Here is a 22,585-nt window from a genome sequence, read left to right on the forward strand (position 1 = left end):
AACAAATCGTTTCCAGAAGCGGTTTTTAATTTCAAGGCGTTCAACTTTGAACAATAGCCGATTATTCTATCGGTTTTACCGTTTTAATGGCCAGCTCCTGAAGTTGAGCCGGGGCAGCTTTTGAGGGCGCTTGGGTCATCAGGCAGGTGGCTTTCTGGGTTTTGGGAAAGGCAATAACACTGCGGATGGAATCCTCACGGCAAAGCAGCATAACCAGACGATCCAGGCCAAATGCCAGGCCGCCGTGGGGAGGTGCACCAAAAGTCAGGGCTTCCAGCAGGAATCCGAACTTTTCTTTTGCTTCTTCTTTACCTATCCCTAAGCACTTGAGCACCCGTTCCTGAAGTTCGCTGTCATGGATACGGATACTGCCGCCGCCGATCTCAATACCGTTGAGAACCAGATCATAAGCCCGGGAGTTGACTTCCAGGGGATTGCTCTCCAGTTTGTCCAGATCCGATTCCATGGGTGCGGTAAACGGATGATGAAGCGCTTGGTAGCGTTTTTCCGTTTCATCATATTCAAACATGGGAAAATGGGTAATCCAGGTAAACTTAAACTCATTATCATTAATGAGCCCGAGCCTGCGTGCCAACTCGTTTCTCAACTGACCCAGGGCTTCATTGGTGATTTTGGGCTGGTCTGCCACAAAAAAGACAATATCACCGGGTTCAAGATCCAGGCGCTGCTTTAACGCTTCTTTCTCATCATCTGAGAAGAATTTGGCAATGGGGGACTGCCACTGGTCTTCCTTTATCTTTATCCAGGCCAGGCCTTTGGCCCTGTAAACGGCGGCAAATTCAGTGAGCTCATCAATCTGTTTTCTGGAAAAATCCGCACAGCCTTTGGCATTGATGGCCTTGACCAAGCCACCGTTTTTAACTACAGAGGCAAATACTTTGAAATCCGCATTGGCCACAATGTCGGATACATTTTTCAATTCCAGGCCAAACCTTAAATCAGGACGATCTATACCGAACCGCTCCATGGCCTCGGCCCAGGTCATGCTGGGGAAGGGTTCGGGAAAGTCCACATCCAGTACATTTTTGAATATGGCCTTGATCAATCCTTCGCTAATTTCCATAACCTTCTGCTCATCCACAAAGGAGAGCTCCATATCGATCTGAGTGAACTCGGGTTGGCGGTCCGCCCGCAGGTCCTCGTCTCTGAAACATTTGATAATTTGGTAATACCGGTCAAAGCCGGCAACCATTAAAAGTTGTTTGAAAAGCTGGGGAGACTGGGGCAGGGCATAAAAGTCGCCCTGGTTGACCCGGGAGGGAACCAGATAATCCCTGGCACCTTCGGGCGTGCTTTTGGTCAAAACCGGAGTTTCAATATCCACAAAGCCCTTGGCATCCAGATAATTTCGAACCGTCATCGTGGTTTTGTGCCGGGCTATCATATTGTTTTTAAGCTGGGTACGCCTTAAATCCAGATAACGGTACTGGAGTCGGATGGTTTCCGATGCATCCACCCGGTCTTCAATTTGAAAGGGGGGGGTTTTGGCCCTGGAAAAAATCCGCAACTCGTCCACAAGAACCTCTATGGCACCGGTGGTCATTCTGGCGTTTACCATGTCCGCAGGTCTTGCCGATACCTTCCCTTTAATGCCCAGGACATATTCGTTTCTGATTTCCTGAGCTTTTTCATGGACAGTCTCTGATATCGACGGGTCAAATACCACCTGGGTAATGCCTTTCCGGTCCCGAAGGTCCACAAAAATCACGCCGCCGTGGTCCCGGCGGTGCTGGACCCACCCCATGAGTACGATGTCCTGGCCAATGTGGCTTTCTCCCAACTCGATGCAGGAGTGTGTGCGTTTCATATCTCCAAGTAAATCAGTCACTTTTAATTTAAAACTCCATAACTATATTAATTTTTAATTAGTTGTGCCAAGTCATTCACCAGATTATCCAGGCCGATTTCAGTCTGTTCCTTGGTCGCCATGTTGCGGAGCACAAGCTTTTTTTGGGCAAGTTCATTGTCCCCGACAATGAGAACAAAAGCCGCATTCAACTTGTTTGCCCGCTTCATCAACGCTTTCATGCTTTTTCCACGGAAGTCTGAATCTGTTCTTATGCCCATGGTATTCAATCTGCAAGACCATTCAAATGCATACGCCTGGGCCTCTGCCCCCAAGCTGACAATAAAAAGATCAGGACCCTTTTCACACACCTGATTGTCAAGTTGTTCCATAACTTCCACCAGGCGGTCAAACCCGATGGCAAACCCGATGGCCGGTGTTGAGGGACCGCCAAGCTCTTCCACCAGACGGTCGTAACGGCCGCCGCCGGCAACTGCGGACTGGGCACCCAGCGTTGTGGTTTGAATCTCCCAGGCCGTACGGGTATAATAGTCAAGTCCACGAACCAGGGTGTCGTCGACCATGAAATCCACGCCTAATTTTTCAAGGCTTTTTTTCACGGTTTCAAAATGGGTTCGGCAGTCCGGGCACAGATGATCCACTGTGGCAGGTGATCCTTCAAGGGCCTGTTTGCATGATTGTACTTTACAGTCCAGTATCCGCAATGGATTTTTAACCAGTCTGCGTTTGCAGTTCTCGCACAGATGGTCTTTTCGTTCGCCTAAAAAATCCAGCAGGGCTTTTTGAAAATCAGGACGGCAGGCAGGGCAGCCAAGACTGTTGATATGTGCAGAAAGACCTTCAAGTCCAAGGCGGCACAACAACGTGTGCAAAAGAAAAATCAGTTCACTGTCAATATAGGGAGATTCTACCCCGAAAACCTCTGCGTCAATTTGGTAAAACTGGCGGTAGCGTCCTTTTTGCGGACGCTCCCGGCGGAACATGGGGCCCGTCAGATAAAATTTGCGTAACGGTTCGGCAGCATACATTTTATGCTGGATATACGCCCTGCAAATAGATGCTGTGGCTTCGGGCCGCAGTGTGAGCATGTCTCCTTTCCTGTCTGCAAAGGTATACATCTCTTTTTCAACAATATCGGTTGTTTCTCCGATACTCCGGGCAAACAATGCTGTCTTTTCCACAATGGGGATACGGATTTCCCTGTATCCAAAGGATTGAAACAGGGCTGCCGCTTCTTGTTCTACTTTTTGCCACAGAGCAATTTGCTCCGGTAAAATATCTCTGAACCCGCGTATGGTCTGCATGCTTTTTATATCTTTAATCTATGTTGTTCATTACCAAAAAAATATACAGCCGATCTATATAATTTAAAATCAGTGCCTTAGTCAACATCTAATATAAGGGTCGGGTATTTCCCACCAAGGCGAATATGGCAACAGCACCGCAGATGATTTTCCGGGATCTAAAAGTCAACGTTTACGACACCCAAACCCCACCGTAAAAAAAATAAAATTTTTCGTTGCGCTTGATGATTTGAATCGATATAGTACCCGAGATATCGAAAAGCTACCACCAACGGGGGGCGCAATCAAATATGTCACAAGGCATGTTATCATTCAAGCACGAAGAAGAAAAAAACCTAAGCAGTCCTATATTCTTGACAGATCTGCCCGTATATTTTAGCTATGTCAAAGTTATTGCCTTAGGCAACGCCATTGCACCATTCTTGTTGGTATAACGATGCCAAATGCAGCAAAAAACAAACTAACAGTGCCAAACGATAGTTTTTATGAGCTAACAATTCATGCATTCTAAATAAGGTTAAAACCCCATGGCTGTAGCCTGTTCGCTTTTTTATAAAAGTATATTTAAATTCGACGGTGAATTTTGGCTATACTATCCTATTGACAAAATGGAAGTTCCTATCCTATATAAACTTAAACTTGTTAAGAGATGTTAAGAGATCTTTAAAAAACTGTTTAAATTTATTCAAATCTCAAACAGAAAGGAGGCTTGGTAGGGAAAAGTTTAGGGGGGGAAACTTTAAACCTTCTTGCGACGAGGAGGAGCAACTAACGTCCCCTTAAAGCAATCTCCGAACCATATGGCATTGCAGCAAGGTTAAGTTAGATGCTTGAAAAAAATTGGTATTTTGTTTTCGCAAGAGAGCAAGGTGTTAGAATTGAGGTCTGTTGGTAATATCGAATGAATTGAGAAGTTTTTTTTAATTAAATTCACTACATTATCAGGGAGGAAAGATGCAACTAACTGGATTAAAATATGGAAAGCAATTGATGGATATCGTTGGTTTCCCCGTAGCAGAGACCCTGACAGAAACTGCTACCAAAGAACAGATTGAAGCGTTGCTGAAAAAAGGCGGAAAACTCGTTGTAAAACCGTCTTTCATGGGCAGTGCCGGTAAAAAAGGAAAAGCGGGTCTGGTAAAAATCGTCGACAATTATGCTGACGCCAACCAGGCAAGAAAAGACCTTTTCTTTGCCGAATATAAACAGGGAAATACTACCCATAAGGCAAATGGCGTTACATTTGAAGAATTTGTCGCATCTGACGCTGAACTTTATGTAAGTATTACAACCTCTACAATTACCAGAACGCCTGTCATGCTTCTGATTGTTGAAGGTGGTGTTGAAGTTGAAGAGCTGCCCGACGACAAAAAAGCGATCATTCCGTTTAATCCCCTGGAAGGTCTTAAGGGATATCATATCAATGATGCATTGATCAAACTGGGATGCCCCAAACCATTCATCAGCCCGCTGGTACAGCAACTTCCCAAACTGTGGGAACTGTATAACAATTATGGTCTGACCATGATTGAGCTTAACCCCATCCGTATGAAAAAAGGCAAACGCCCACTTCCAGTTGCATGCGACGTTAAAGCTGCTTTTGACCAGGACGATCCAGCACAGGAACGCCTTGAGTTTCCCGATGAAGTGTTTGCTACAGAATTGACTGATTTTGAAACTGAAATCAACCAGCTGAGAACCTATCAGGGACAGAGCGACGTTGTTGAGCTCAATGCCAACGGAACCATCCTGCCCTTTATGTTTGGTGGTGGTGCCAACAGTGCGGCCACTGAGGTTCTGGGCGACAAAGCAATGTTTTCATCAGACTTTGGTGGAAACCCGCCCTATGCAAAGATGAAAGAGATTGCAAGCATTTGTTATAGACATTTTCTGAAGAATGCCAACATTGTTCAGATTATTGGCGGTAAAGCAAACAACACCGATATTTTTGTTACTATCAAAGCGATGTTGGATGCCCTGAGAGAAAACATCCATTTGAATCCGGATGTACAGGTTATCATCGGTCGTGGTGGTCCAAACGTTATACAGGGAATGATTTATGCCCGTGACCTTCTTGACAGTATGAAAGTTCCTTACAAAATGTTCGGTTTCGACAGTAGTATGATTGGTGTATTGAATTACACGCTGGAACTGGATGCATGGATTACAGAAAATAAGAAATAATTAAGTGCTGATCCAATACAAGGGTCAAAGGTAATCTGATGATTTGAGAATAAATCGAAGCACTTGAGCATAATAACCAGAAATAAATCATTTTTATTGGAGAAGCTATGAGCCAAACTAATCCGTTCCCATACTATGTGGGCGTAAATAGCCTAGAAGAAATAGCAAATAAAGAAACACGGTGCATCGTGATGAATCTTCTGGGTGGTGAAAGTAGAGGCGTAACCCCCACATCACACGAATTCAGTGGCGGTAACATTGTCGCTGGTGTTCAGTACGGAAAATCCGGTGGAAAACTGGAAACCAAAATTGGGGATATCCCCGCATATGGTAGTGTTAAAGAAATTATTGATGCCGGTATCGAATTTGATACAGGTGTTATCTATCTGCCGCCTACCGCAGTTGCTGCTGCTGCGGCTGAACTGATTGCACAGAATCCGAAACTGACGAAAATTGTAATTTTGACAGAAAAAGTATCTGTTAAGGATTCTCAGTTTATCCGTGCAATTGCACAACAGCATAAAATCGACGTATTTGGTGGAAACTGCCTGGGTATTGGTAACTCCTGGGAGCAAGTGCGTGTTGGTGGTGCCTTGGGCGGTAATAATCCGGGTGAAAGTCTGGTAAAAGGAAGTGTTGCGGTTTTCAGTAACTCAGGTAACTTCAGTACAACCATCCCTGAATACTTGAAAGTAGCCGGTTTCGGTACCTCAACTGTACTCAGTTCCGGTAAAGATCTTTATATCCAGTTCGCCTTCGCAGAATTCCTCCATTGCGCTGAAAACGACCCCCGGACCAAAGCGATCTTCTGCTATATTGAACCCGGCGGATATTATGAAAAAATGGCACTGGACTGGATCAAAGACGGCACCCTTAAATTCACCAAGCCGATTGTCGCATGCGTAATCGGACGCTGGAAAGCCAACTTGAGCCGTGCGGTTGGTCATGCCGGCGCTATTGCCGGTGGTGGCGATGATGCCCTGGCAAAAGAGAAATGGTTTGATGAGTACTTTGGCATGGGTCTGTTTGATCCTGAAAACCCCAAAGCTTCCAAAAAGGGTGTCAGAATTGACTCCATTTCGGATGCGCCCACAGCTATGGCTGCTCTGTATAAAGAGATCGGAGAAAAACCTGATTTTGCACCCAAGGGCGACCTGAGCCTGAAACCCTGGTTTGTGAATGAGCAGGGTATTGACTTCCCTGCAAAATTGCATATGGAAGCCGTAGAAGCCATGGAACCCTACAATGATGCCATCAGAAAACTTGGTAATCAGGTAGGTGCCCAGCTGACAAGAGAAGTTATGCGCAACAAATCCGGTGCAAGCCGGATGAATCCAAAAACCGATGTTACCGAAGTACATGGTATCCCGGTTCTCGATCTTGTTGTAAAACACTTTGCGCTTTCCAACTTCTTTGCTGTAACCTCAGTTCTTCCCGATGAGAAACAGCTTCCGCTGGCCAATGCCATCATGAACTATTTTTCAGCCGTCGGCACAGGGTATATGGATGTTGCTGCTAGAGGCCGCGCCAATGGCACATTGCCCAATGGGTATCTTGGCGCAGCTGTTATCACATCCGGTAACTGCAAATTGTACAGCGACATGACAGAGATGACCGACAAAATGATCAATCTTTTCTATGTCGATATCCATGGAAATTCTTCTGTAAATGACGCGCTTGTTGATGAAAAGCTGTCACAGAAGGGTATAATGCCCCAGGGTGAAACAACGCCTAAAGATGCAGAAGTTGCTGCGTTCTTCGGTGAATTACTGGCCAAACAAGGGCTGGAAACCATCTTCACCAAATATGCCCAGAAATATGCCGAAGCCAATGGTGATGTGAATAAACTGAACCTGCTTCTGGCTGCCATGATCCTCAGCGTTACATGGGAACCCCTGGTTAACAGGCAGATGACCCGTGAAACCGCTCTGGAGGTTGGTACTTACCTGGGATGCAACGGTGTTATTGTAGGTTGCTGCGCACCCCAGTATGAAGTCAACGATTTCTACAAATCCTTGTCAGAACTCAGTGATCTGTCCTTGCTGAACACCGATTTCGCAACAAGCATTTTTAAACTGCTGTTCAACCGTGACTGCGATGCAAGAGAACAGTTTGCCATCAACGGACTGCTTAACCTGTTGATGTCCAATGGCCCGGGTACCATTAGTGCCAAGGGTGGCAAGGAATCCGTCAGCGGCGGTAACTTTATTGCTACATGCTATGCCGGCTGGATGTGCAACACTGGTCGTGACCATGGTGGGAACGGTTTTGAAGCCATCAAGTTCCTCAAAGACGCCTTTGGCGACTTTGACCCGTACCTGGAACCAGATGCAAAAAAACGCGAAGCAAAACTTGCAGAACTGGCCCAGGCTACTGCTGAAAAATACCTGGAAACCAAAACAACTGCAAAACGCGAAGGTATCATGAACTACTTCAAGGTCCCGTGCGTAAACCATCCCGTATTCAAAGGCAAACCTGTCAACTACGATCCGCGTGAAGTTTTCATGGACAAACTGTTCACTGAAAGAAATGAGATCAATCACTTCCAGGTATTCTATCATCACCTGGTTAAAAAGATGTTTGAAGTTGGCGCCACCAAGAATGTATTCTGCGTGAATATTGATGGTGTTATCGCAACGATCTCCCTTGACCTTCTGTGGAAAGATGTTAACAGCGGAAAAATTGATGCCAAGGCAATGCAGGACATAGCATTTATCATGTTTCTGCTTGGTCGTATGGTTGGTTGCTCTGCTGAAATTGCTGACCACAAAGCTCGTGGTAATGCAATGGATACCCGTACTCCTGCCAGCCAGGTTGAGTTTGTTGGGTAATATCCCATTGTTTTTAGCGGAAAGTTAATTTTTTAACTTTCTTCGATATACAAAAACTGAGCAGGTTCTTATGAACCTGCTCAGTTTTTTTATTTTTATAATCCGGCATTTTTCACCCAACGCTTTTTATGCGTGTTCATTCTTTTGAGTAGAATATCCTGCATAGTTCTGGTATCAATAATTAGATGAATTTTAAAGACATTCTTCAATTGTTTCACATGAAACTGTGGATGAATCATAATTGATCACCTAAGGACCGTAGATTAAATAAGTTGGGCAGAAATAACGCCGAATTTCGGTTCATCTACAAGGCGCATTAAAGATCGAATAGCCAAGCCTATTGGACCTTTGATGCAACGAAGTAGATGGGCCAAAAGGCAAGCTATTTCGTTCAAGTTATTTAATCTGCGATTCTAAGAGCAAAGGAACGGTTTCGTGAAAGGTTACGTTCAAGTTTACACGGGCAATGGTAAGGGAAAAACAACCGCAAGCCTTGGTCTTGCACTCAGAGCGGCTGGAGCCGGACTTAAGGTTTTCATTGTTCAGTTTATGAAACAGGGCATGTATTCTGAAATAAAAGCACTGAAGAAATTTGATAATATTGTTGTTGAACAATATGGCGCCGGGCAATTTGTTAAAGAAAAACCCTCTGATGCAGAAAGAGCCAGTTGCCGACAGGGCTATGAACGGTTATGTCGCATCATTGAATCAGGAGACCATGATCTTGTTATCGCTGAGGAGGCCAATATAGCCTGTTTTTGCGGTTTACTTTCAGAGGAAGACCTCTTACATCTGATTGCTATAAAACCCGAGCATATTGAACTTGTGATTACCGGACGCTACGCGCCTGCGTCTGTTATGGATAAAGCGGATCTTGTAACGGAAATGACACAGATCAAACATTATTATCAACAAGGTGTTGAAGCCAGGGTGGGAATTGAAAAATGAAATAAATAAGACCAATGCGGAACAGGCCAATAATATTCCGACATTGGCAGATCTTGCACTAAAGTACGGCACCATTTCCCAGGATCAGCATGCTTATCTGTTACAACTTTTCACCTTTAAAAAAGAGCAGACTGATTTTGAAGAACTGTTGCGTGATGAAGGCATGGCAACGCGGTATCAACTGGGGTTGCTTAAGCTGATCCGAGAGTATCAAATTATCCGCAAAAGCGGTGAAGAATTTGGTAAAATTGCCGTTGAAAAAGGCCTTGCCACAACGGGCGATATCAATCAGGCATTGGAATTACAAAAAAATGAATTTAAAAAATCACGACATAAAAAACTTATCGGTGATCTTCTTGTTGAAACTCATATTTTAACAACAAAACAAAAAGATTTAATCCTCAAAGAGCAGAATCTGTTTAATAAATATGATTATGACTTATCCTATGAAAAAAGCAAATCATCTGAAACTTGCGAAAAGGGCAGGGGCGGGGAGCCTGAAAAGCAATCTGAACTAAGTATCATCGTCAGTTCAGATCATCTGACTGCCTGGATAGAAAGACGCCATCCTGATGAAACTGTGATCACATTAAAGCAGGTAAAAGATGCTGCTATGACATATGGCATTGTTAACGGGGTGTATCCTGATCCTTTTATTCAGTGTTTCCTTGATGCCGGTGTTAAGAAATTCCCCGTTGCCCGGGTGGATTGTGCTATTTTTTTGAAGCGGCAATGCAATTTTTCTTTACATATAAGTGGAGATAACGGCAAGCCAATAGAGAAAAAAAAGGGGAACGTTCTCACCGAACAGACCAATGCAGCCATAAAAGTTCAAGTTGAGAACTTGTATGGTGAAACTATAAACGCTCTATCAGAAAATGATTTTGTTGTTCGTTGTGGCGAAAATACCAGATGGTCAAGGGACAAGTTGAAAATTCTTGCCGTCAAATCCGGAATGCCTGCGCTTTCAGCTGCCCGAAGAATGTTTATTCATCCTGTGGTTCATATCCTGGAAGATGCAGATTATCGTTACGGACCCATTGAATCCTATGCCGATTTATCAGTATCAGGGACGATTACCGGCGCATATTCAATAACAGCAGGCAAGGTCAGTGCTGAGGAGATTCGGGGTGCAAATATAGAGGCCATAGGCGATATCCATATTAGAGTCGGTGTTACGGGTGCGACGATTCGGGCCCAGGGTGATGTCTATGCCAGGTATGTGCATAACAGCAAAATAGAAACCTTTGGTAATGTTTATGTTCAAAATGAAGTTATTGATTCACAGATCAGATGCAGCGGAAAATTTGAAAGTACGAAATGCAAGGTGATTTCATCAAAAATTTATGCAAAGGGTGGGGTTCTTCTCTCCGGCGTCGGGAGTGAACGGTCAAGGCCAAGCACTATTGTTGCGGGTGGGGAACACCATGCTATTGGCCTTGTGCAAACCATTCTGGATATAATGGATTCTATTCTTGGCAAATTGGATGATATCGAAGATGAAAAGCGCGACCACCAGTCCCAGGCAGAAAAAATCTTTAAAAAAATGATCGCGCTTAAAGCGTTTCATGACAAGGCCAAGAAGAAAAAAGATGCGCTGTTATCTGAACTTGATAAAAGAAAAGAATATATAAATAAGAAAATCCTGATAAACATCCAGAACCTAATTTCATCCTACGATAAGCGAATGAACAGTTCTCTGGTTTCATTGAAAACAATGAATGTTTCCAAAAAAGAGCATGATGCATGTGTTGTGGAACTGGAAAAAAAGATTTCCGTATTAACTGCCCAGACAGAAAAAGAGATTCTTTCACATGAAAAAACGCTCTTTGCATATTTGGAAAAGTCAAAGGAAAGAATCGGTGTTCCGATTATTGAGATTAAAGAAAAGGCCTATGCCGGTAGCATGCTGGGTGGTGTTTACCAACTTTTATCACTTTCGGGCAATAAAGACGGTTTCAAGGTTGAAGAGAAGTGGGGGCAGGGAAGGGCTCCTGAATTACAAATTACCCCACTGTTGCAGAAATCATGAGGATTTCAAATTAGCATGGAATAAAGAAGAATGAACAGCCCCGGAGGAATAAAGCTGGCTTTTTATCAGATGGACCTGGTTTACAGGAATTTTTATGGTGCCTGTTTCAATTTTAAGCGCTTTCTTTAATGTGCCTGGTTTTACATAGTGGCGTACCCGAGATAAAGTGATGTGTGGTGAAAATCTTTTCTCTTTAACAAACGGGTGGCATTTATTCAGTCTTAAATCAATGTCGCGCTGCAAAGCAACCTCTTTTGGATTTGTCTTATCCGGCCCAATCCAGAGAACTTTAGGATGGTGTACATTTGGAAAAATGCCAAGTCTGTTAAATGTAATATTAAAACGAGCCTTATCAGCAATCGCTTCAGATAACATTGTTTTAATACAGGGTAGCGCCCGTTTTGAAATATTTCCAAGAAATTTTAAGGTTAGATGAAAATTTTGAGTTGAAGGCCATCCTGCAGGAATGCCGGTGGAACGAATGTCTCTCTGTACCCGGCCCAACTGACGCTTCGTATGCCCGTCAAGAACGATTGCTATAAAACATCTGATTGTTGCGCCATCTTCAATATTTTTATCAGAATTCAAGCAGATCTCCAAAATGTTTCATGTGGAACAACTATTGAATTATTCGTTTACGATGTGGGCATGAACCTGATTTACATCCAGGGTTTCAACCCTCTCAATGATAAAGGAGATTCCCGGGTATGTTTGGACCAGCCGGTCAAAATTCGTTTTCCGGTTGCCCTGGAGCCGGGACAAAGACCTCGGGTGTACCTGGAGCACGACACTTTTTTGTTCACCTGGCTTTCCAATCCTTTCCCGGCCGGCAAGAACCGTATCAATCTGTTCACAGGTCCGGTCAAACATAAGAGCCGATAATACCAGATGGCCAAATGCCGGGTGCCATGGCCCTGCAATCATCTGGTCGGTATCATCCATCATCTGTGTGGCCTGCAGCCCTATTCGTGCCACTGATATCTCTGCACCCCTGAAGATCGTGACCATTTTTTTTGTCTGATCAACAGCCTTGTCAAGACTTAACGGCACATATCGTCCGGACCGGTACCATTGGGCAAGCCTGGAACCATTCAACACCAGAAGCGGATATATTCTGGCAAGATCCGGTTTAAGTTCTGCTATTTCTTCTGCTGTACGTAAAGCACCGAAATCGTCATCCCCGGGCAGTCCAACCATCACCTGCGCCCCGGTTTTTAGGCCATTCTTTTTAAGCAGAGCCAGGGCTTTTCGGGTATCCTCACTGGTGTGACCCCTTTCGGCCAGAGCAAGCACACGATCATCCATGGACTGGACACCCAGCTCTACGGTTTCAAGCCCAAAGGGCCGGGTAAGATCCAGAACCTGGGGGGTGACGGTATCCGGACGTGTGGAACAGCGAATACTGTGGATCTGTCCTTGCCGAATCCATGGCTGTACCGCTTTAAGCAATGCAAGGATCCTGGACAATTCAAGTCCTAGAAAATTACCGCCAAAAAAGGCCAGCTCCACCCGGGAACGATTTTTTTTAAATTGAAGATAGGTATGGATAACATCAGACAGACGCGAGGCTTCACTGTCAAACGTCTGCGTTTCTGACGTTTGTCCTGCGATCAGACGCTGGTTACAAAAAACGCATAAATGGGGACATCCCTGGTGGGGAATAAAAAAAGGAATTACCAGGGGCGGGGACATGAAAGCCTATTCAAGATTCCGGTTTAAAAGAGTTAATGCTTTTCTGGCCGCATCCTGTTCAGCGGCTTTTTTGGTTTTTCCGGTACCCATGGTGGCAACGGTATCCAGGTTCAGGCAGATTTCAAATGTTTTGTCATGGTCCGGGCCCTTCTCCTGGGCCAAGGTGTAATCTGGGGTTCTGCCAAAATGCTCCTGGGTAAATTCCTGGAGACCGCTTTTATAATCAATGAAATCCGATGAGGCCAGAACCTGCTGCACGGGTTTGTCAAAAAGACGGTTCACCATGGTTTGTGCCCTGTCAAATCCGGCATCCAGGTACACGGCTGCAACCACAGCCTCAAAAGCATCTGACAAAATGGAATTTTTGTCTCTGCCGCCTGAAAGGGATTCCCCCTTACCCAGCTTAATAAACCGGCCCAGATCAATCCTGCGGGCAATGTGCGCAAGGCCTGTTTCACTGACAAGATTTGAGCGCAGTCGGGAAAGGTCTCCCTCATTTTTCAAAGGATCTTTTTCCATGAGCAGATGCCCCACGCATAGCCCTAAAACCGCATCACCTAAAAACTCAAGGCGCTCATTATCCGCATCACAGATATCCTGATTTTCATTCAGATAGGAGCGATGACACAGGGCGTTGGATAAAAAGGAGCGGGACTGGAACCGGTAATCGAGATTTTGTTCAAGCAGATCCAGTCGAGAAATGGCCTGGATTTCTTGCAACCGGTCGTTCAACGATTTGAACACGCACATGTCCACATTCAAATCGCCTCTGCCCCGGCCAAGATCCACACCTTTATTGAAGCTGCCGTGGAAATCAGAGCCTCCGGTCGCCACCAGGCCTTTACTGTTTACAATGTCGGACAGATGTTTTCTAAAGGCTGAATCATGTCCTGCATAGTAGACTTCAATTCCTGCCAGCCCGTTATTGACCAACATATTTACAAAGGTATCCAGGTCATGGGGCTGTTGAAAATCAATGATACCTGGATGGGCCAGGACCGGCAGACCGCCGGCATCAAGAATTAGTCTGATTGCCTCTTTGCAGGATATTTTAAATTTGTCAACGTAGGCGGGTTTATTTTTACCCAGGTAAAGATCAAAGGCCTTGCGGAAATCAGACACATAGCCTTTTTCCACAAGCAGTTCGGCAATGTGGGGCCGGCCTATCTGGCGGGTGTCAAAGCGTTTTTTCACCTCGTCCAGGGTAATGTCAATTCCCAATCCATTTAGTTTTGCAATGATTTGGGGATTTCGGTTGGCCCTGGCCTCTGCCGCACGGGCCAATGCGTCGTTTAAACCACAGTCATAAACTGAAAAGCCATATCCTAGCATATGAATGCTGCCCAATGATTTGAATTCAGGCGGTGGCGTACAGGAAATTTCAACACCGGTGATAAATTCAAGTGGGTACGAATGAACAATATCTTTTATTTCCAGAATTCCGGCAATGGTGTCGTGGTCAGTCAGGGCGACTGCCTCGATGCCGGAGTCTTTGGCTAAATCAAGGAGTTGTCTGGGCGTCAGGGATCCGTCCGAGGCAGTAGAATGTGTGTGAAGATCAATCAAAACCTGCTGTAAAGCCTATGCCGGGGAATTAAATTCCCAGAGCCTTCTCCATATTTTCTTCACGGGTTTTGCACTTGATGCACTGGGTCGTCACCGGACGGGCTTTAAGCCGTTGGATGGAAATATCTTCCTCGCACATTTCACACTGGCCAAAGGTACCGTTTTCAATCCGCTCCAATGCCTTTTTAACTTTTTTAATCAGTTTGTGCTCCCGGTCCCGGATGCGCAATTCAAAACTTCTATCCGCCTCATGGGAGGCCCGGTCCGTGGGATCGGCAAAATTTTCCTTGGGCTGGGTCATGCCAGTAACGGTTGTGTCGGCATGGGAAAGCAACTCATTGAGCCGTTCAGTCAACAACGCTTTAAAAAAATCCAGATCTTCTTGTTTCATAGTGTTGTCCTTCTCTTAAAAATAGGATTTGCGCGACACCTAAAAAGTTCATTACTATATTCATATATGTTATTATTGTAAAGTTTTTTTGTCAATATCCGGATACTTTTCATTAAAATCAGCAGATCCGGGGCAACTGTTCGCCGGTTAGCATATCCACAATCCGAGTGCCGCCGATAAGGGTCTCCAGCACCACCCGACCCGGATCCTGGTCTGTAACCTCTCCGATAATCACAGCATCTTTGCCGAATTCATCCTGCCGAATTATATCCAGCACCTTGTTTGCGTTTGTGCCAGGTACAATGGCGATGAGTTTACCCTCATTGGCCAGGTAGAGGGGATCAAACCCCAAAAGTTCGCAAATGCCCCGGACCGGTCCGCGCACCGGCAGCCGGTTTTCAAAAAGCCGTATACCCACGGTTGACTGGACGGCAATTTCGTTCAGTGTCGTACCAAGCCCGCCACGGGTGGGGTCCCGCAGCACATGAACCGGATGCCCTGATTCCAGCACCGCTTTGACCATGTGGTTTAAGGGTGCAGAATCGCTTTTTACGTCAGAATCAAATTTCAGTCCTTCGCGTTCGCTCAATATGGTGACCCCATGATCGGCAATGGTGCCTGAAACAATTACTTTATCGCCGGGCCGCGCTCCGTTACCCGATACATTGACACCCACCGGAAGAAGTCCGATCCCGGAGGTGTTAATGAATATTTTGTCAACCTTTCCCCGGGGAACCACCTTGGTATCTCCGGTGACGATCCGGACACCTGCCTTTTTTGCAGCCCCGGCCATGGATTGAAGAATTCGTTTAAGGTCAAAAACTTTCATGCCTTCTTCAATGATCAGCCCCACTGATATATACAAGGGGGCTGCCCCGCACATGGCCACATCATTGACTGTGCCGTTCACGGCAAGCTCGCCGATATCTCCGCCGGGGAAAAAAATGGGATCCACGGTATAGGAATCCGTTGAAAACGCCATCCGGCCTGCGGGTACCTCAAAAACGGCCCCATCGTCCTGCTTTGCCAATAGTCCGTTGTCGAACAAAGGCAAAATTAATTCTGAAAACATGGCATGGGAAACCTTGCCCCCGGCACCGTGATCCAGAAGAATCGTATCATTATCGTTCATGGTATTTCCCTTATTTTTTATCGACTGTATTTATAAAAGGCTGCACAGGCCCCTTCGCTGGAGACCATGCAGGGTCCCACCGGATGCATGGGGGTGCAGGCTTTTTTATACAGCCGGCACTGGTCCGGCCGCTTCAGTCCCATTAAAATTCGGCCGCAGTCGCATCCGGTAGGCTCCCGGGTATCCGGAATCGACAGGTCAAATTTCCTGGCAGCGTCAAATTTATAAAAGGATTCCCTTAGCACCATTCCTGAATTTGGAATAGTGCCAATCCCCCGCCAGAGGGCATCGGCCTTTTCAAACACCTGACCCATGATTACCCGGGCTTTGGGGTTCCCGGCATCAGCCACGGCCCGGGTATAGGCATTAACCAGTCTGGGAGCATTGGATTCATTCTGTTCTACCAGTTTAAGCACCGCTTTAAGGATATCCACGGGTTCAAACCCTGTAACCACCGAAGGTATCCGGTATTTTTCAAAGGTCGGGGCAAAGGCGTCAAGCCCTGTGATGACCGATACGTGTCCGGGTAGAATAAACCCGTCTATCTCCACGCCGTCGGTCTCCATGAGGGCAGCCAACGCCGGCGGGGTCAGCTTGTTTGCGCTATAAATGCTGAAATTGTCTACGCCTTGGGCTTTGGCCGTGAGCACAGCCCCTGCAATGGTCGGGGTGGTGGTTTCAAAGCCCACTGCACAAAATACCACCTCTCTGTTTGGATTTTCCTTTGCAATGGCGAGGGCATCAAAAATGGAATAGACCATGCGGACATCTGCACCTTTGGCCTTTTCTGCAGCAAGACTGGCCCCGGACCCCGGCACCTTCATCAGGTCACCAAAGGTGGTCAAGATTACATCAGACCTGCGTGCCAGCATTACATAGGCGTCAATGTCCTTTTGGGCCGTCACGCACACAGGACAGCCGGGGCCAGACAAAAGGGTAATGGTGTCGGGCAGTACAGACCGGATGCCGTAACGAAAAATGGCCATGGTATGGGTCCCGCACACTTCCATTAACCGCAACGGCCGGGTACTTTTTTCACGAATTCGGGCCACCAGGGCCTTTGAAATTTTAGGATCTTTGAATTCCTGGTTATATGTCAAACTCATGGATTACCTTTATGTTTTGTTGTGGGTTGAGTCTGGGTGTGAATCGACTATATCAGCCCATGGCTGTTCTTGCTTGTTGCAAGGCTGCGGCCGCCATGGCCTGCCCCAGGGCAATGCCCCCATCCCCGCAGGGAACCATACTGTGGGTATAGACCTTAAAGCCCATTGTTTCAAGCATATGGGTTATCTGGGAAAATACTGTATGGTTATTAAATACCCCGCCGGACAGAACAATCCGGTCAAGGTCGGTTTCCTGACCCACCCTTGCGGCGGCTTTCACCATCATACTGGATAAGGTCAGCTGAAACCGGGCTGCAATTTTTCCCCGGGGTACCCCTTTTTTGATATCCGTCACCATCGGTCTCACCCAGGGCGCGGTGTCCATGATCCGGCAACCGTCAGCCCCTGTTGTTATGTCAAAGGGATAGGCGGTGCCTGCAGATTCTTCAATATTTGCTGCGGCTTCCAGGGCAATGGCGGCCTGGCTGTCATAGGAAATATCATGACAGATCATCAAAAGGGCGGAGACTGCGTCAAACAGGCGACCTGTGCTGGATGTCATTGGGCTGTTTATCTGCCGGTCCATCATTTGAATTAAAAATGCAAGCTTAGAGTTGTCCAAAGAGCGGACAAATGGGATCTCCAGATCCATTATCCCTGGCCCGTATACCTTATATAACAGGGCCACCGCCATGCGCCAGGGCGACGTCACTGCCGCATCCCCCCCCGGCATGGGCAGGTAATTCAGCCGGGCCCGGCGTTCAAATCCCTTATAGGTACAGGTCAGAACTTCACCGCCCCAGATATGCCCGTCCGTACCCAGGCCGGTGCCGTCCAGGATCAGGGCAAGTACCTTGCCGTCCAGGTGATTTTCCGCCATGCAGGAAAGGGCATGGGCATGGTGGTGCTGGACCCCTATCAGAGGCAGGCCTTGCTCCCCGAGCATTTTGGCGAACTGTGTGGAAAAATATCCCGGATGCAGGTCATGGGCCACACACACCGGCCGGATATCCAGAATTTTTTGCATATGTTTAATGGTGGCTTTATAAAAATTTTGGCCCTGAACCGATTCCAGATCCCCGATGTGCGGGCTTAAAAAGGCGTACCGTTCCCTGGTCAAGCAGATGGTGGATTTCATACCCGCCCCGCAGCCAAGGATATTGGCAAGGTTGTCATCTGCGGGGACAGTTATATCCACGGGCAGGGGGGCATATCCCCTGGATCTGCGCAAAAACCGCAATTTCCCCTTCTGGATCCTGGCAATGGAATCATCGGCCCTAAAATAGATATCCCGGTTGTGGAGCAGAAAATAGTCGGCAATATGGGAAAAGGCATCCAGGGCGTCGGCATTGTCAATGGACAAGGGTTCACCGGACCGGTTCCCCGAGGTCATGACCAGAATATCGGGTCCTTTTTCCAGAAGCAGATAGTGCAACGGTGTATAGGGCAGCATGATACCCAGGCAAAGATTGTCCGGTGCCAGATTCGGGGCCAGATCCATGCTCACGGATTGGGCGGGAGCCTTTTTTTTCAACAATACAATGGGCCGGTGATAGGATAAAATCAGCTCTTTTTCATCCCCATCCATGTGAACATGGTCAAACAGAGGAGAATCCCAGGCTGCCATCAGGGCAAAGGGTTTATGGGGGCGGTTTTTTCTTTGGCGCAGCAGATCTACCGCCGTTACATTGGCGGCATCCACGGCCAGGTGAAACCCGCCAAGCCCTTTGACCGCTACGATCTTTCCCTGCCTGAGGAACTGGGCCGCAAGTGCCATGGCCTGTGCCGGATCATTTCCGTCCACCCGTTTGCCCTTATTGTTGAGCAAAAATACCTGGGGGCCGCAAACAGGGCAGGCATTGGGCTGGGCATGGAACCGGCGATTTAAGGGATTTTCATATTCCTTGAGGCAGTCCGGGCACATGGTAAAGGATTTCATGGACGTTTGTGGCCGGTCGTAGGGAATATCCTGGATAATGGTGTATCTTGGTCCGCAATTGGTGCAATTGATAAACGGGTATTCAAACCGGCGGTCAGCGGGATCCTGCATCTCTTTGAGACAATCGGGGCACACCCCTACATCCGGGGATATCAGGGCGGATTTGGTCCGGGTATCCCGGCTTTTAATAATCGTAAAATCAGATAGGTCCAACGGGGGGGCATCCGTTGAAACCACGCGTGAAATATGTGACAGCAGCGGTTTTTTTTCAGGAATATCCAAAAGGAACGCATCCAGATCCTTTGGTGCACCCTGGACAAACAGCGCCACCCCAAAGTCGGAATTGGATACATGGCCGCAAAGATGATGCGCACAGGCTAACCCAAATAAAAAAGGGCGGAATCCAACACCCTGGACCACCCCTGAGATTTCAATTTTTTTTGCCGACAGACCGGAAGAACCCATTTAAAAAAGTCAGGCCGGGTCGCCACCCAGCTCAAGTATCTTGCGCATGTCTGCAATGGTTTGCAAGGCCGCTTCTTCATCCACCTTTGAAATGGCAAACCCGGCATGAACAATGACGTAATCCCCAATACCGGCATCTTCGAGCAGCATCAGGCTGGCCTCCCGGACCACCCCGTCCACTTCCACCTTTGCCAAGGCATTGTTGATTTCAATAATTTTTGAAGGTACAGCTAAACACATAGGTTTTAAATTCCATCCCGTTGTTTTTATTTTTAAATCACTAAAACTAGTATACCATAAGTCGACTTATGAACAAACCCAATTCACTTTATTCCGCTGGGGCAATGTGAAAAAATAAGCAACGTTGAGATGATCTACCAGTTGAGAAGTTCGGTAATCTCCTCTTCGGTGAGCAGGTTGTTCAGGTTTTGCCGGCGGCGATCCATGTTCTTTCTTCGTTCCTGTTTTCTGCGGTCGACACCGAGGCGTGCATTGGTAATCGCGCGCCACCACTCACAGAGGGTGCGTCGCTTCTTATTTGAGCCATTACGGAAATCATGTCGACGTTCACCCCAGCTACGTCTGTTTCTATTACCACGTCGATTGTGCTTGTTTTGGCGTCGGTCTTGATGATGGATGATTTTGCTCGTCATGTCTAACATTACTCACTTTTGTATCTACTTTTTCTTTTTGTCTCTAATATGGCCCCCTAATGCCGGATCGTTTTCACGGGCAGCGGGCCATGTCCCTGCTAATTTTTTCCAAAACTTCATAGGATAGGAATTTGCTTTTTGTCAACCAAAATATAAAAGATACACAGAAGATTGAGATCCCGGCACCATTCTGGTATATCCTGCTTCATCATGGCATATATAAATAAACAGATGCTCACGGCTGTGGTGGCTGATGAACACGGCAATATTTTTGAATTGGACGGATATGCTGCCGCAGGCATGTCCGGCAATGAGTTTTTTCTTCTGGCAAAATCCGGTACCTGTCCCATGCCCCACGGCAGTGAACTGATGCTGCTGCCAGACAGAGCCCCCATTGTATTCAACCTGGTCACAGATCGGTTCGAAACCCTTGAAACGAACCCCTTCCAGCCTGACCAGCGCATTTATCCGGTGGGCGTATTTAACTCCCCGGGGTATGTGAACTTGCATTTTTGCGCCTACGATGATTTTGGTATGAAGACCCCTTTGCCCCTTTTTTCCTATGGCGCTGTGGGGTTTGGAAAAAATGATTTTAGGTCGGCCGCCCTTCAGGTGGATGACGAACCCCGGCAGGATCTGCGGTTGATGCCTATTGCGGGCGTTCAACAGGGGGTTGAAAAATACAGAAAAAAATATCCGGATAACCGGTTGATGCGCCACCTGGAGAAATGTGCCCTGGAATACGGGTGCCCGGCCGGGAAAAATTTTTTCCTGGGCCGGTATGAAGCCCCGCTGCCCACCTCCGTGGTCTGCAACGCCAGGTGTCTTGGGTGCATCTCCCTTCAAACGGACAATAACCTGTGCGCCTGCCAGGACAGAATCTCCTTTATCCCTGATCCCGAAGAGATTGCCGGCGTTGCTCTGGAACATATTCTGAAAGTTGAAAAGGCTGTGGTTAGTTTTGGCCAGGGGTGCGAGGGAGAACCGTTAACCTCGGCAGATGCCATTGAAAAGGCCATCATCCTGATCCGGGAAAAGACCGATCGTGGCACCATCAACCTGAACTCCAATGCCAGTTTGCCCGACCGGGTCGAACGTTTGTGTACAGCAGGCCTGGACAGCATGCGCGTGAGTATGAACTCGGTGCGCAAAGATTGTTATACCGCCTATTTTCGTCCCAAATCCTATTGTTTTGAAGATGTTGTGGACAGTATCAAACGGGCCAGGGCCAAGGGCCGTTTTGTGGCTATTAATTACTTGAACTGTCCGGGATTTACAGATTGCCAACAGGAAAAACAGGCGCTTTTTGATTTTATCCGCACCACGGACATCAACATGATCCAGTGGCGCAATCTTAATTTTGACCCCCGGCATTATATCCGCATCATGGAACATGCCGCCCCAGGCGGCGCCCCCACGGGTATGGCAAACCTGATAAAAGAGTTGAGTCAAACGTTTCCTCGTCTTATCCACGGTTATTTCAATCCACCCCGATAATATCATTGAAAAACCTTGCGCGATTTGATTTAATTCATAGTTTATAGTTATTTAATGGTATGTTAACCCGTTAAAAAAAGGATGGCATGTTACCCGACATCAGCGGCATCATTATAATAGTCGGCAATTACGGCAGCGGCAAAAGTGAAACGGCTGTCAACCTGGCAGTCGTTTCCCGGCGGGCCGGCAAAAGCGTCAAAATAACGGATCTGGACTTGGTTAACCCCTATTTCAGAAGCCGGGAAGCAAAGAAGCCCCTGGAGGATATGGGGGTGGAAGTGGTTCTGCCGGACAGAAAATACATGCATGCGGACCTGCCCATCTTGACCCCGGCCGTGGCCGACATGATTAAAAACCCTGCCCAGGTGACCATTTTGGATGCCGGCGGAGATGATGCAGGCGTGACGGTTCTTGCCGCCCTGGCAGATGTGCTTAAAAAAAAACAGGTCAAATTGCTGCAGGTCATCAACCCCTTGCGCCCCAATACCCAGGATGTCCAAAGTTGCCTTAAAATAAAGGCGCAAATCGAAGCTGCCGCAAAATTGCCTGTCACAGGCCTGATTTCCAATGCCAACCTTCTTGACGAGACCACGCCGCAAATTATTTATGACGGCTACAATCTGGTGCGCCGGGTATCCGAAGCCACCGGTCTTAATATTGAATTTATAACAGCGTCCACCAGGCTTTTGCCCCAATTGGCCCCTGAACGGATCTTTTGCCCGATCCTGCCCATTGACCGGTTGCTGGCCCTCCCCTGGACACGCACTTAACACCAAGGAGAACTACTTACAATGGCCTATAAACACATTATTGATGCCGAAAGGTGCAAAGGGTGTGGTCTTTGTGTGCATTTCTGCCCGAAAGACGTGCTTGAGATCACCGACAAGGTAAATGCAAAAGGGCATTTCCCGGCCTTTCAGGCCAGACCAGAGGATTGCATTCACTGCGCCATCTGCTGCACCATGTGTCCGGATGTGGCTATCAGTATAGTTGAAGAACAAAGTGCATAATTATTTA

At 47.0% G+C, this 22,585-nt stretch carries 18 protein-coding genes; 7 read left to right on the forward strand and 11 right to left on the reverse strand.

The features are described 5' to 3' along the window. Window positions 1-61 precede the first annotated feature (61 nt). Both aspS and hisS read right to left on the reverse strand, forming a co-directional pair. Window positions 62-1,849: an aspartate--tRNA ligase gene (gene aspS / locus EYB58_RS07235; protein WP_111959911.1), complete on the reverse strand. Its 1,788-nt coding sequence runs from the start codon at window positions 1,847-1,849 to the stop codon at window positions 62-64. Window positions 1,850-1,875: 26 nt separating this feature from the next. After that, window positions 1,876-3,132, reverse strand: a complete 1,257-nt coding sequence (gene hisS / locus EYB58_RS07240) for a histidine--tRNA ligase (RefSeq protein ID WP_111959910.1) — start codon at window positions 3,130-3,132, stop codon at window positions 1,876-1,878. 954 nt (window positions 3,133-4,086) lie between these two features. On the opposite strand from hisS, the gene EYB58_RS07245 reads away from it, so the two are divergent. The 4 genes from EYB58_RS07245 (at window position 4,087) to EYB58_RS07260 (ending at window position 11,127) form a co-directional block, all read left to right on the forward strand. Further along, window positions 4,087-5,316, forward strand: a complete 1,230-nt coding sequence (locus EYB58_RS07245; protein WP_111959909.1) for an ATP-grasp domain-containing protein — start codon at window positions 4,087-4,089, stop codon at window positions 5,314-5,316. 107 nt (window positions 5,317-5,423) lie between these two features. Beyond that, window positions 5,424-8,147: a CoA-binding protein gene (locus tag EYB58_RS07250; protein ID WP_111959907.1), complete on the forward strand. Its 2,724-nt coding sequence runs from the start codon at window positions 5,424-5,426 to the stop codon at window positions 8,145-8,147. Window positions 8,148-8,582: 435 nt separating this feature from the next. Then, window positions 8,583-9,095, forward strand: a complete 513-nt coding sequence (locus EYB58_RS07255) for a cob(I)yrinic acid a,c-diamide adenosyltransferase (RefSeq protein WP_111959905.1) — start codon at window positions 8,583-8,585, stop codon at window positions 9,093-9,095. Then, on the forward strand, window positions 9,085-11,127 hold the full coding sequence (locus EYB58_RS07260) for a FapA family protein (protein WP_111959903.1): 2,043 nt from the start codon (window positions 9,085-9,087) through the stop codon (window positions 11,125-11,127). Before EYB58_RS07255 ends, EYB58_RS07260 begins: the two co-directional genes overlap by 11 nt. Here EYB58_RS07260 and thpR read toward each other — a convergent pair. The 9 genes from thpR to EYB58_RS07305 form a co-directional block, all read right to left on the reverse strand. Beyond that, complete coding sequence (thpR, locus tag EYB58_RS07265; RefSeq protein ID WP_163354585.1) at window positions 11,122-11,715, reverse strand: RNA 2',3'-cyclic phosphodiesterase; 594 nt, start codon at window positions 11,713-11,715, stop codon at window positions 11,122-11,124. The two genes, EYB58_RS07260 and thpR, sit on opposite strands and share 6 nt — an antisense overlap. A 39-nt stretch (window positions 11,716-11,754) precedes the next feature. Next, window positions 11,755-12,819, reverse strand: a complete 1,065-nt coding sequence (locus EYB58_RS07270) for an elongator complex protein 3 (RefSeq protein WP_111959899.1) — start codon at window positions 12,817-12,819, stop codon at window positions 11,755-11,757. Between the two features lie 6 nt (window positions 12,820-12,825). Continuing rightward, window positions 12,826-14,385, reverse strand: coding sequence for a ribonuclease III (rnc, locus tag EYB58_RS07275; protein ID WP_111959897.1), 1,560 nt, complete (start codon window positions 14,383-14,385; stop codon window positions 12,826-12,828). A gap of 28 nt (window positions 14,386-14,413) precedes the next feature. Then, complete coding sequence (gene dksA / locus EYB58_RS07280; protein ID WP_111959895.1) at window positions 14,414-14,776, reverse strand: RNA polymerase-binding protein DksA; 363 nt, start codon at window positions 14,774-14,776, stop codon at window positions 14,414-14,416. Between the two features lie 118 nt (window positions 14,777-14,894). Further along, on the reverse strand, window positions 14,895-15,908 hold the full coding sequence (gene hypE / locus EYB58_RS07285; RefSeq protein ID WP_111959893.1) for a hydrogenase expression/formation protein HypE: 1,014 nt from the start codon (window positions 15,906-15,908) through the stop codon (window positions 14,895-14,897). 17 nt (window positions 15,909-15,925) lie between these two features. Continuing rightward, the gene (hypD, locus tag EYB58_RS07290) at window positions 15,926-17,014 is read right to left on the reverse strand and encodes a hydrogenase formation protein HypD (protein ID WP_111959891.1); all 1,089 of its coding nucleotides are present in this window, start codon (window positions 17,012-17,014) and stop codon (window positions 15,926-15,928) included. 52 nt (window positions 17,015-17,066) lie between these two features. Further along, a complete protein-coding gene (gene hypF / locus EYB58_RS07295) occupies window positions 17,067-19,418 on the reverse strand; it encodes a carbamoyltransferase HypF (RefSeq protein ID WP_111959889.1) in 2,352 nt (783 codons plus the stop codon). A gap of 9 nt (window positions 19,419-19,427) precedes the next feature. Further along, window positions 19,428-19,658, reverse strand: coding sequence for a HypC/HybG/HupF family hydrogenase formation chaperone (locus EYB58_RS07300; protein ID WP_111959887.1), 231 nt, complete (start codon window positions 19,656-19,658; stop codon window positions 19,428-19,430). A gap of 134 nt (window positions 19,659-19,792) precedes the next feature. Continuing rightward, window positions 19,793-20,080: a hypothetical protein gene (locus EYB58_RS07305; RefSeq protein WP_131072023.1), complete on the reverse strand. Its 288-nt coding sequence runs from the start codon at window positions 20,078-20,080 to the stop codon at window positions 19,793-19,795. Between the two features lie 201 nt (window positions 20,081-20,281). On the opposite strand from EYB58_RS07305, the gene EYB58_RS07310 reads away from it, so the two are divergent. From EYB58_RS07310 to EYB58_RS07320, 3 genes are all read left to right on the forward strand, one after another. Further along, complete coding sequence (locus tag EYB58_RS07310; RefSeq protein WP_111959921.1) at window positions 20,282-21,568, forward strand: radical SAM family protein; 1,287 nt, start codon at window positions 20,282-20,284, stop codon at window positions 21,566-21,568. Window positions 21,569-21,654: 86 nt separating this feature from the next. Beyond that, window positions 21,655-22,338, forward strand: a complete 684-nt coding sequence (locus EYB58_RS07315) for a P-loop NTPase family protein (RefSeq protein WP_111959885.1) — start codon at window positions 21,655-21,657, stop codon at window positions 22,336-22,338. Between the two features lie 21 nt (window positions 22,339-22,359). Further along, complete coding sequence (locus EYB58_RS07320) at window positions 22,360-22,578, forward strand: 4Fe-4S dicluster domain-containing protein (protein ID WP_111959883.1); 219 nt, start codon at window positions 22,360-22,362, stop codon at window positions 22,576-22,578. The last annotated feature ends 7 nt before the right edge of the window (window positions 22,579-22,585 follow it).

It is taken from the genome of Desulfobacter hydrogenophilus (genome assembly GCF_004319545.1).
GTDB lineage: Bacteria > Desulfobacterota > Desulfobacteria > Desulfobacterales > Desulfobacteraceae > Desulfobacter > Desulfobacter hydrogenophilus.